This is a genomic window from Phenylobacterium sp. (assembly GCF_004799395.1).
In the GTDB taxonomy this organism is placed as follows: Bacteria; Pseudomonadota; Alphaproteobacteria; order Caulobacterales; family Caulobacteraceae; genus Phenylobacterium.
The window spans coordinates 1-10,746 of the sequence record NZ_SSMZ01000301.1 but is presented as its reverse complement, the minus strand read 5'-3'; the positions used below and the strand labels follow the sequence as shown (position 1 = coordinate 10,746).

13 protein-coding genes are annotated in these 10,746 nt (G+C 65.5%); 5 read left to right on the top strand and 8 right to left on the bottom strand.

Translation table 11 applies throughout. The annotated features are described in order from the left end of the window. From E8A12_RS19365 to E8A12_RS19350, 4 genes are all read right to left on the bottom strand, one after another. Positions 1 to 1,208: serine hydrolase domain-containing protein (locus E8A12_RS19365; protein ID WP_293371864.1), on the bottom strand; the 1,208-nt coding region annotated here is incomplete at its 3' end. Positions 1,209 to 1,625: 417 nt separating this feature from the next. Further along, positions 1,626 to 1,853: a helix-turn-helix domain-containing protein gene (locus E8A12_RS19360; protein ID WP_363212512.1), complete on the bottom strand. Its 228-nt coding sequence runs from the start codon at positions 1,851 to 1,853 to the stop codon at positions 1,626 to 1,628. Between the two features lie 73 nt (positions 1,854 to 1,926). After that, complete coding sequence (locus tag E8A12_RS19355) at positions 1,927 to 2,319, bottom strand: type II toxin-antitoxin system RelE/ParE family toxin (protein ID WP_293371860.1); 393 nt, start codon at positions 2,317 to 2,319, stop codon at positions 1,927 to 1,929. A gap of 58 nt (positions 2,320 to 2,377) precedes the next feature. Then, positions 2,378 to 3,439, bottom strand: a complete 1,062-nt coding sequence (locus E8A12_RS19350; RefSeq protein ID WP_293371858.1) for a site-specific integrase — start codon at positions 3,437 to 3,439, stop codon at positions 2,378 to 2,380. 123 nt (positions 3,440 to 3,562) lie between these two features. Between E8A12_RS19350 and dusA the strand changes: the two genes are divergently transcribed. Further along, positions 3,563 to 4,573, top strand: a complete 1,011-nt coding sequence (gene dusA, locus E8A12_RS19345; protein ID WP_293371856.1) for a tRNA dihydrouridine(20/20a) synthase DusA — start codon at positions 3,563 to 3,565, stop codon at positions 4,571 to 4,573. Here the strand turns inward: dusA and E8A12_RS19340 are convergent. The 3 genes from E8A12_RS19340 to E8A12_RS19330 all read right to left on the bottom strand — a co-directional run bounded on the left by E8A12_RS19340 (position 4,517) and on the right by E8A12_RS19330 (position 5,798). Then, positions 4,517 to 5,047, bottom strand: a complete 531-nt coding sequence (locus tag E8A12_RS19340; RefSeq protein ID WP_293371854.1) for a TIGR02281 family clan AA aspartic protease — start codon at positions 5,045 to 5,047, stop codon at positions 4,517 to 4,519. The two genes, dusA and E8A12_RS19340, sit on opposite strands and share 57 nt — an antisense overlap. 92 nt (positions 5,048 to 5,139) lie before the next feature. Continuing rightward, complete coding sequence (locus tag E8A12_RS19335) at positions 5,140 to 5,373, bottom strand: DUF1289 domain-containing protein (protein WP_293371852.1); 234 nt, start codon at positions 5,371 to 5,373, stop codon at positions 5,140 to 5,142. Then, on the bottom strand, positions 5,370 to 5,798 hold the full coding sequence (locus E8A12_RS19330) for a PaaI family thioesterase (RefSeq protein WP_293371850.1): 429 nt from the start codon (positions 5,796 to 5,798) through the stop codon (positions 5,370 to 5,372). Before E8A12_RS19330 ends, E8A12_RS19335 begins: the two co-directional genes overlap by 4 nt. 177 nt (positions 5,799 to 5,975) lie before the next feature. Here E8A12_RS19330 and E8A12_RS19325 point away from each other — a divergent pair, with 177 nt between their 5' ends. Both E8A12_RS19325 and E8A12_RS19320 read left to right on the top strand, forming a co-directional pair. Further along, complete coding sequence (locus E8A12_RS19325) at positions 5,976 to 6,320, top strand: hypothetical protein (protein ID WP_293371848.1); 345 nt, start codon at positions 5,976 to 5,978, stop codon at positions 6,318 to 6,320. Positions 6,321 to 6,480: 160 nt separating this feature from the next. Continuing rightward, positions 6,481 to 7,998, top strand: coding sequence for a phospholipase D-like domain-containing protein (locus tag E8A12_RS19320; protein WP_293371846.1), 1,518 nt, complete (start codon positions 6,481 to 6,483; stop codon positions 7,996 to 7,998). A 52-nt stretch (positions 7,999 to 8,050) separates the two neighbouring features. On the opposite strand, the gene E8A12_RS19315 is transcribed toward E8A12_RS19320, so the two are convergent. Beyond that, the gene (locus E8A12_RS19315; protein WP_293371844.1) at positions 8,051 to 8,785 is read right to left on the bottom strand and encodes an endonuclease/exonuclease/phosphatase family protein; all 735 of its coding nucleotides are present in this window, start codon (positions 8,783 to 8,785) and stop codon (positions 8,051 to 8,053) included. A 105-nt stretch (positions 8,786 to 8,890) separates the two neighbouring features. Between E8A12_RS19315 and E8A12_RS19310 the strand changes: the two genes are divergently transcribed. Together E8A12_RS19310 and E8A12_RS19305 are read left to right on the top strand one after the other, a co-directional pair. Continuing rightward, entirely contained in the window at positions 8,891 to 9,604 is a 714-nt protein-coding gene (locus E8A12_RS19310; RefSeq protein ID WP_293371842.1) for a TonB family protein, read from the top strand. Positions 9,605 to 9,718: 114 nt separating this feature from the next. After that, positions 9,719 to 10,746 (top strand): acyl-CoA dehydrogenase family protein (locus E8A12_RS19305; RefSeq protein WP_293371840.1); only part of this gene is annotated, 1,028 nt, incomplete at its 3' end.

The window sequence follows — 10,746 nt, the reverse complement described above, 5'->3', positions numbered from 1 at the left end:
ACCAACTGCCCTTGCTTTAGGGCCTCGGCGAAGCGCAACAGGTCGTGGGCTGTCGAATAGCCGCCGCCGTCCGGCACGCCCTTTCGCGGAATCTGAAGCCGGTTCTCGCGCCACCCAGAGTGGTCGCCAGATCTAAGATAGCCGACCGCAAGACGCTGCGACGGATCCTCAGTGTCAAAGCTGTCGGTGTCCGTCATGCCGGCTGGCCGATAGATGTGTTTGCGGACGTACTCGTAATAGTTTTCGCCGGAGGCCTTCTGCACCACGAGGCCGAGCAGAAAATAGCCGGTGTCGCTGTAGATGAATTTCTGACCCGGCGCGGCCTGTAGGGTCTGCGCCCGGATCAAGGGCTTATAATCGTCCAAGGTCCGATTTTCTCTGAGGCGGCTCATTGGATTGTCGTCGAAGTAGCTGCCAAGGCCGCTGGTCATGGCGAGCAGCTGCGCCACTGTGATCCGGCGCGCGATGTCCTGTGGCAGCCAGCTGTCGTCGACGAAGTCACTGAGCGGCTCACTCAGTGACAACCTCTGGGTCTCGGCCAACTGAGCGACCGCTACGGCCGTGAACGCCTTGTTTATCGAACCCAAATTGATGCGCGTGTCGAGGTTGTTGGCGACATGGCCGCGTTTGTCGGCTTCCCCGCAGGCCCGCTCGACGATGACCTTACCTTGATGCGCGACGAGGAATGCACCGGAGAAGACGTCTGCCTGGCATCCGCGATCAATCAGGGTCGCCGCATACATTGCGACCTGAGCCGGAGACTTGGGGCGCGCCACCGCGATCGCCCATCCGGGCGCGGGCGTCGGCGAGATATCGATGATCCGATGGCTTGGTGTCTCGTCGAACGTGACAGCGAGCGCACGCAAGCCCCCATAAATCGTGTCGCGGAAGACTAGCTGGCCCTTCGTCATTGACCCTGGGGCGAGGCGAAAACCGACCGCTGTGATCCCGCCGGTGACGCGATGTTGGCCGTCAAAGTAGCGCTGTAATGCACCCAGAGAATGTGGCTCTTCGAAAGATGCAGAAAGTTCGGTCGAAAATGCCTCTACAGCACCGGACCGCCCGTTCACGGCGTCGACATAGGTCTGAAGATGGGAGCCGATGGGGCCGGGTGGCAGAAGGGTTGCCGGGGCGGCGTGCGCGTAGCCGCTCCACAGTATTGCGCAGAGCGCGCTAAGGCCTACGTCAGTCTTGATTTTGCGTGGCATGCGACGCCTTAGCTCGGTTGCGCAAACTACATACGTACATTGCAGGGGCGCCGCTACACAGCTCGTCCTAACCGCACGCGAATTTCCACTCACCGGACCTAAGCCAACGACCGCTGTTGGGGCGCATTGCGGACGTCACGAGAGGGCAGAGGCCAGTCCACCTAGTTTGCCGGTATCGCGTAAGCGCTTGATATTCCTAGCGGCAGATTCGGAGAATTTGCGCGCTAAGTATCGGAATATCATAATAAAAGGTGTGATTTTGGTACCGGCGTGTTGGTGCATTCGTTGGTACGAGACCTGAGATCGAGACCTATAGCCTTCGCGGTCGGAGTCTCCCAAGTCGGGGCGCAGTCACAGGGCACGCTGACGCCGAAGGTGTTGAGCGAGAGGTCACCCCGACGGCCGCAAGCGGCTACCTTAGGCGATCGCCTGCAAACCCTTGGCCTTCACCAAGTTCAACAGTTTCAGCGACGGGCCGTTCGGTCGCTTCTCACCGCGCTCCCATTTGCTGACCGCGTCGCGGCGGACGTTTAGATAGCGCGCGAAAACCGGCTGAGAGACCTGCTCGCGTTCCCGCAGCGCTTTGATCTCCTCCGGCGCCATCGCGGCCACCGGCGTCAGGCACAGACCATCGAATTCGCGCATCGTCGCCTTGTCGATCGCTCCCACGCGATAGAGGCCCTTGGCGGTCTCGTGGACGGACCGGAGAATCCGGCTCTCACCCTTGGTCGATGTCCTCGCCACGATCTTCGATCTCCACCAACTCGCCGGCGGCGCTCATCGCCGCCAGCGTCTTTGCATCCAATCCCAACAGGTCTCGCGCCAACTTCTTCAGCGCACCCAGTTCCATCGTCGACACATTGGCCTTTTCGCTCTTCGCAAAGCCGAAGACGAAGAAACTGTGTCCGCCGGCTCGGAAGACGATGATCGTCCGGAAGCCGCCCGATTTGCCGCCGCCCGCCCTGGCGACCCGCTGCTTGAAGACCCCTCCGCCGAGATCGGCGTCCCAGCGTCCGTTGGAGACAGCGGTGGCGGCCCCGAGCAAATCATCGTCAGCCAACCCGGACCTTCGCGCGAACCTCGCAAAATCCTTCGTCTTGTAGACGCTCATCAGACCCGAGCGCCAGCAAAGCATATAGCTCTAAGGACTAGACTTAGCAAGATCGACGTCATGCCGCACGACGGGCGACAAAGTCGTGCAAGGATTCCGGTCGCAGATGCGTGTAGCGACGCAGCATCTTCCAATCCTTGTGCCCGGTGACCAGAGCGACCTGATGGATTTGCAACCCCGCCTCGAACAGCCGGCTAGCGCCCTCGTGCCGCAGGTCGTGGAAATGTAGGTCCTGGATGCCCAAGATCCGGCAGGCCCGGGTAAAGACGTTGCTCACGGACTTATGGTTGTAGGGGAAGATCCGGTCGTCATCGTTGGCCCGAAACGCCCGCTGTTCCTCGATCAAAGCGTTGGCGTCATAGCCGGACACCGCCAGCAAAGGGATGGACTGGTCGTTGCCCTTCTTGGCCCTTGGGTCCTTGCGGTCTCGGATGGCCAACATCTTCGTTCGCCCATTGTGGTCGGACCAGACCACCCGGCAGATCTCCTCCTGGCGCATGGCGCCCGCAACCGCGAACTTGATGATCCGCCCCATCGGGATGATCTGGCGCGGATTGGAGTCGAAGTAGTGGATGAGCTTGGCCAGCTCTTCTTCGGTCGGCCGGCGGTCGCGCTCATTGCTGTGCGCGACCAGACCCAGCCGCTTCAACGCGATCCGGCCCAGGTCGATCGGCTCGATCAGCACCGGCAGCCCGTGGACTGCCGCAGAGTGCTGCACCACCAGCTTGATGACGCCCACATCGATGCCGATGGTGGTTGGCCCCGCGCCCTCCTTCGACCGTTCGCGGCCGAACTTGATGACGCACTCCCGGTCGATCTCGACCATCTTCTTGCGGCCAAGTCGGCGCTTGAGCATTTCCAGTGTCGCCTGCTTGGATCGCCCGGGCGCCTTGCCGACTTCGCTCATGTCGCTGATGTGCAGATCGATCAGGTCACCGAACGTCTGAAGCTTGGCGACCTTGGAGAGGGTAGGGGTCTCGCCGCGGTCGATTTGGCGCTCGGCGTCGACGCCCCATCTCTTGGCGTCGTCGTACCGGACAAAGGTCTCGCTGATCGAGCGGCCCTTACGGCGGACCTGTACGCGCCAGGTTCCGGATTTTTCTTTGAGGATCGAGGCCATTTGAGCGTGCAATTCCCGTGCACTGAGTTGTCGAAACCTAGCGAATTGGGTCGTAGAACGTCGTAGGACGGCGTACCCAATCGCTCATCCAACCAATTGAACAATAAGACTAACTGACTGAAAATGCAACATCATTTACTTAGTATAGCACCCATGATGGACTGGACGGACCGGCATTGCCGAAGCCTGCACCGGACGCTGACGTCGCGGGCGGTGCTCTACACCGAGATGCTGACGACGGGCGCCATCCTGCATGGGGATCGGGCGCGGCTCCTGGACTTCGACGCGGGCGAGCATCCGGTGGCGCTGCAGCTGGGCGGGTCGGAGCCGGCGGACCTGGCTGAGGCCGCGCGGATCGGCGAGGCCTGGGGCTATGACGAGATCAACCTGAATGTCGGCTGCCCGTCGGACCGAGTGCAGTCGGGCCGCTTCGGCGCCTGCCTGATGCGTGAGCCGGAGCTGGTGGCCGAGGGCATGGCCGCGATGGCGGCTGTGGTGAAGGTTCCGGTGACCGTGAAATGCCGTATCGGAGTCGATGATCAGGATCCCGAGGAGAGCCTGTTCGGCCTGGTTGACCTCTGCGCCGCCGCTGGCGTGCGCCATTTCGTGGTCCATGCGCGCAAGGCCCTGTTGAAGGGCCTGTCGCCAAAGGAGAACCGCGACGTGCCGCCGCTCGACTATCCGCTGGTCTACCGGCTGAAAGCCGAGCGGCCGGAGCTGACGATCGTGATCAATGGCGGGGTCGGCACGCTGGACGAGGCGCAGGCGCATCTGGCCCATGTGGACGGGGTGATGCTGGGCCGCGCGGCCTATCACACGCCGGGCTTGCTGGGCGAAGCCGACGCGCGGCTGTTCGGGGACGGCGATACGGTGACGCCGGCTGAGGCGGTCGAACGCTACCGGCCCTATATCGCCCGTGAGTTGGCGGCGGGGACGCACCTGGCGGCCATGACACGGCACATGCTGGGTCTCTTCCACGGGGCGCCTGGCGCCAGAACCTGGCGGCGGATCCTGACGGTGGAAAGCGTGAAGCCTGGCGCGGGCCTGGAGGTCGTGGACGCCGCGCTCGCCGCCGTCTCAGGGCTGCAGGATCAGCGCCTCGCGCGTCGCCTGGAAGCTGGCGAGGCGGCCTAGGTAGCTCATCCCGAGCAGCGAGGCGTCCAGGCCCTTTTCGATCACCAGGGCGTCGACGTTCTCCAGCCGCGCGCCGGCGACGTTCACCTCCGCCAGCTTGACGGCCGCGGCGCGGGTCTCGCCGGCCGCGGTGGTCACCCGATAGGTGTACTTGAGCTCGGCCAGGTTGAAGCCCAGCCGCTCGGCGTCAGCCGGCGTCAGGGCCACGGCGGTGGCGCCGGTGTCCACCAGGAAGCGGATGTGCGAACCGTTCACCAGGCCCTCGGCCCAGAAGTGGCCGTCGCTGGCCTTGGCGATGGACAAGGGCGCCGGCAACGGCGCGGCGGAGACGGCCGGCGTCGCGGTGGCGGTCTCGGCATTGGCGGCGCGCAGCGGCGGCAGGCGGTTGGAGACCGTCACGATGGTCTCGGCGCTGACCACGGCCGAGAGGCCGGCGAGCGCCGCCACGGCTGCGAATTTCAGGGCGTCGGACACGCGCTGGGCCACCTTGCCTAGACGTCCCGGGGGCCGGGATCTGCGGGCGGAGACTAGGCGCTTGGGGGTTTTGAAGGCGTGAACGGGTAGGCTTAACCGAACATGGCCAGCTTTTCGGGCCGGATGCGGCTGCGGCGGCCGGGCAGGTCGGCCATGATCGCCGCGCGCTCGCCGTCGGTTAGCCGCGACCAGCCGGCGACCTCGGAGAGCTGGCGGTAACAGCCCATGCAGAGCCCGCTCTCGCCATCCACCACGCAGACCTTGATGCAGGGCGTGGCGATGGCCTTGGGCGGGCCGCCGGGCGGAGGTGAAGCGCGTTCGCTCATTGCGGGATAGCGTAGGTGACCACCGCCTGCGCCGCCAGCCGGTCGGGCGCCTCGGTCCAGATACGCACGTCGCAGACGGCGTTGCGGCGGCCGAGCCTGAGCATCTCGGCGGTGGCGTGGATGTCGCCGGGCGCGGCGCCGCGCAGGAAGTTCATGGTCAGGGACGAGGTCACCGCCATCAACTGGTCGCCGATGTGCGCCAGCACAAGGGCGTAGGCCGCCGTATCCGAGAGCGACATCAGCGTGGGCCCCGAGATCACGCCGCCCGGCCGTAGCAGCCCTTCGCGGTAGGCGGCGACCACCTCGACCCGCCCGGGCGAGACCGCGGTCACCTTCGGGAAGGCCACCGGCGTGGCGTCCGGGAAGGCCTTGCGCAGCAGGGCGTTGACGCCGGCGGCGTCCAGCACAGGGGTCAGCGCGGCCATGGCCCCTCATGCAACCTGAGCAGCTCTGGGACAAGTAAATTATAGTCAGACTTGGAGTTATTGTATCTGTAACGTGTGACGATCATTAAATACTGTTCATTGCATCCAATTAATTTGTTAGTTCGGATCACATCGATCATTTTCTGCCTCGGGGACTGTCATGAGGGAGAAATAACGATGAGATCGACCGCAGTTCTTCTCGTGGCGCTGAGTCTGGCCGTCGCCGGCCAAGCCAGCGCCGCGGCCACGTCCGATCACCTGACCGACGTCGATTATCTGAAGGCCAACCGTTGCCGCGGCCTCGCCGAAGGCTTCGGCGTCAGCAGCGCCAGCAGCCTCGACAGCCTGATCAAGACCGAGGGCCGCAACCGTCTGGATATCGTCTACGCCAAGGGCCAGGAGGAACTGGCGCGCGGCAAACGCGACGCCGCCAAGACCGACGGCAAGGAGCGCTACGAGGCAGAACTCAACGGCTACTGCACCGCCTTCCTGGGCGCGCGGGACGCAGCCTCGACGCGCTAGCGACGGCCCTGAATGACCCTGCCTTGGCCGATTTGAGGCCGGCGCGCTGGCCCCCCAGCCGGCGCGCTTTTTCTTTTGAGGCAAGCCGGTCCTTGAAGTCGCGCCGGCGGGAACCCAACCTTGACCGCGGGCCTTTGACCCTCGACGACAGGGCGGGGCGGTGGGCGAGCGAAGGGTCCGTGACGATTTGAATTCGGAGAAGCTGCTTCGCGCGGGCGAGACCTGCTGGCGCATGGCGCGGGCGGACCGGGCGGCCTTCCTGGTCGACACCGAGGCCTATTTCACCGCCGTCTTCGACGCCCTGCAGAAGGCGCGTCGTTCGGTGCTGTTGCTGGGCTGGGGGTTCGATCCGCGCACGCGCCTGTTCCCCGACGGCTACGATGGCCCTGACGATCCGGACGAGGTCGGCCGCATCCTGGTGGAACTGGCCTGTGCGCGGCCCGAGCTCGACGTGCGGCTGCTGATCTGGCGTTCGGCGCTGCCCATCGCCGCCCAGCAGGAGTTCTTCCCGCACAAGGCGCGGAAGTTCTTCAAGAACACGCCGGTGAAGTTCCGCCTGGACGACCAGGTCCCGTTCGGCGCCTGCCACCACCAGAAGGTGCTGGTGATCGACGACCGCGTAGCCTTCTGCGGAGGCGGCGACATCTCGGTCGACCGCTGGGACACGCCCGGCCACCGCGACGACGATCCGCGGCGGATCATGCCTGACCAGGAATACCATGCGCCCCGGCACGAGGTGATGATGCTGGTCGACGGGCCGGCGGCGAAGGCCTTGGGCGATCTGGCCCGCGCGCGTTGGGCGAAATCCACCGGCGAGGTCCTGCCTGAGCCCATCGACGCCGGCGGCGATCCCTGGCCCGAGCACGTGCCGCCGGCCCTGTTCGGCGTGGACGTGGCCATCGCCCGCACCGTGCCCATGTGGAAGGCCCAGCCGGAGGTGGACGAGATCCGCCAGCTCACCCTGGCCTCGATCGCCGCCGCCAAGGAGACGATCTATCTGGAGAACCAGTACTTCACCTCGCCACTGATCACCGAGGCCCTGGCGGCGCGCCTGGCCGAGCCGGACGGGCCGCAGGTGGTTCTGATCTCCACCGGCCACGCGCCGAGCTGGTTCGACCACCTGACCATGGACCGGGCGCGGGGCGCGATGATCTGGCGCCTGCGGTCGGCCGACATCTTCGGGCGTTTCCGCGCCTTCTGGCCGGCCACCCACAAGGGCGAGACGATCATCGTCCACTCCAAGACCAGCGTGATCGACGACCGGGTGGTGCGCGTGGGCTCGGCCAACCTTAACAACCGCTCCGGCGGTTTCGACACCGAGTGCGAGCTGGCGGTGGAAAGTGATGACACCGAGGTCCGTGCGGCCATCGGCGCCTTTCGCGACCGCCTGGCGGGCCACTTCATGGGCGTTACCGGCGATGCGGTTGCCAAGGCCCGCGCCGACTTCGGCGGCCTGATCGGCGCCATCGACGCGCTCAACCGCGACGGTCGCCTGCGCCCCATCGAGCCGCCCAAGGTCACCGCCTTCGGCGAGTTCGTGGCCCAATACCACCTGGGCGATCCGCAGGATCCGCGTGACTCCTGGAATCCCGCGCGGCGGCGCGAACGGCTCTACGCCGCGGTCCGCGACATGCAGATGCTGGGCGGGCCGGCGGCGATCGCGTCGCTGGATAAGTAGCTAGGCGCCCCGATGCCACTCATCCCCGCGAAGGCCGATGAGCGGGAATTTGTTAGCTCACCACCTCGAAGTCCATGACCAGCGGCAGGTGGTCCGAGGCCACCCGGGTTTTCGGCGAGAACGGCGCGAAGACGTCGGTGACCCGGATCTCCGGGCTGACGAACAGGTGGTCGATCCGCAGCACCGGCAGGGGCGAAGGGAAGGTGGCCGTGGGCGTCTTGGTCGGGGCCAGCCCGCGGGCCGGCGAGAGGCCCTTAAGGAAGGTGCGGTAGACCACCGAGGTCGCCGTGGCGTTGAAGTCGCCCAGCAGGATCTTCGGCCCCTGGCACTTCGGATGCTGCAGCCAACCCGATCCGGCCAGATAGGCAGCCTGCAGCTGCTGCTCCTTCGGCACGAGGCCCAGGTGGGTGTTGATGATCTGCACCGGCGCGCCGTCGACATCGACCTCGACCCAGAGCGCGCCGCGCGGCTCGAGCTGCGGGATCGGCCGATAGCCGGGCAGGGGCCCCACCTTCACCACCCGCTCGGGGAAGACGGTCAGGATGGCGTCGCCGTAGCGTTCCTCCTCCACCGTGACGGCGGCGTGGAAGTGGCAGGCCATATCGAGCCGCCGCGCGATCTCGTGGGCCTGGTCCACGTGGCCGGTGCGGGCGCGCCCGACGTCGAGCTCCTGCAGCGCCACGATGTCCGGCTCCAGCGCCGCCAGCACATCCGCCACGCGGGCGACGTCCAGCCGCCGATCGTTCCCGACGCAGCGGTGCACGTTGTAGGTGACGATCCGGGGCATGGCTCAGGCGTGCATCGCTTCTGCGGCGGCGGCAAGGCCGAGGGAACGGCTGGAGCGGGACTGTGGTTCGCGGTTAAGTAGCGCTTCGTGTCCGGGGGGAGCGCCATGCCGATAGTTTTAGCTCAGGTCGCGATGTCGCCGCCCGCCGTGGTCGCACCCGCGCCGCCGCGTCCGAGCATCATCACCAATCCCGATTGGTTCATGAAGCCAACCGGCGACGAGCTGATGGCGCTCTATCCAAAGGAGGCTCAGGCCAACAGGGTTGAGGGTCGCGCTGTCATCCAATGTGGCGTAAGCGCCAGGGGGTTATTGATGGACTGTGCAGTGATCCGGGAGGATCCTGCGGGAGCGGGCTTTGGCGATGCCGCTCTGAGGATGTCGGCGCTCTTCCGCATGCGGCCGCAGACCAAGGACGGCGTTCCGGTGTCCAGCGGCGTCGTGAACATCCCGATCCGATTTTCTCTGCCACCACCTGCGCCGCCGGCTGGTTTGCCGCCACCGCCGCCCGGAAGTCTCGATTCGCGCACGGTGCAGATGATGAAGAAGCCAGGGCCAGTCGACTATTCTCGCCTCTTCCCGCTGGAGGGCGCGCGCCGCGGCATTGAGGGTCACGTCATTCTGCAATGCGTCATCAGCGATCAACATCGGCTGGAGACCTGTTCGGTTCTCGAAGAAACGCCAGCAGCGACCGGCTTTGGAGCTGCAGCGCTCAAGCTCAGCAAGCTGTTCGAGACCTCGGACAAGGCACTGGATGGGACGGCCAGCACCGGCCGCCCAATCAGGATTGGCATCCGATTCAATCTTCCCCATCCGGGCTGATCATGCCGTTGACGTAAGCGTCATCTTCCCAGGCGGCAGGCTTCTGGCCTATGGTCGCCGCCGCCCGGATACGCCGTAAATCGGCGGCGGAGCGGACGGTCCACGGAGCCTGATATGAACCTTGATTTCTCACCCGAAGAGAACGCCTTCCGCGCGGAAGTCCGGGCCTTCATCAAGGAGAACTATCCGGCCGATCTGCGCGCGGCTCAGGAGAGCGGCCAGCCGCTGACCAAGGAACTGTACCTCGCCTGGCACAAGGTGCTGGCCAAGAAGGGCTGGGTCGCCCCGTCGTGGCCGAAAGAGTTTGGCGGGACGGACTGGACGCCGACGCAGAAGTACATCTGGTCCGAGGAATCCGCCCGCGCCGAGACCCTGCCGCCGTTGCCGTTCGGCGTCTCCATGCTGGCGCCGGTGATCTACACCTTCGGAACCGAGGAGCAGAAAAAGAAGTTCCTGCCGGGGATCTACAACGGCGAGGTCTGGTGGTGTCAGGGCTACTCCGAGCCCGGCGCGGGCTCCGACCTCGCGAGCCTGAAGACCAAGGCCGAACACATCACCGGCGACGACGGCAAGGACTACTACCTCGTCAACGGCCAGAAGACGTGGACGACGCTCGGCCAGTTCGCTGACTGGGGCTTCTTCCTGGTCCGCACCGACCCCAACGCCAAGCCGCAGGCCGGCATCTCCTTCCTGCTGATCGACATGAAGAGCCCAGGCGTCACCGTGCGCCCGATCATCACCCTGGAAGGCGGCCACGAGGTCAACGACGTCTTCCTCGACAATGTGAAGGTGCCGGTGGAGAACCGCATCTTCCACGAGAACCAGGGCTGGACCTGCGCCAAGGCGCTCCTGGCCCATGAGCGATCAGGCATCGCCGGCGTCGCGCGGTCCAAGCGCAACCTCGAGAAGCTCCGCGCCATCGCCACTACCGAACGCTCGGACGCCGGCGGTCCGCTCTTGGGCGACGCCTTCTTCCGTCGGAAGGTGGCGGAGCTTGAAATCGACCTGACGGCGCTGGAATTCACGGAACTCCGCACCCTGGCCGGCGAGTCGAGCGGCAAGGGGCCGGGTCCGGAAAGCTCGATCCTCAAGATCAAGGGCACCGAGATCCAGCAGCGGCTGCAGGAGCTGGCGCTGGAGGC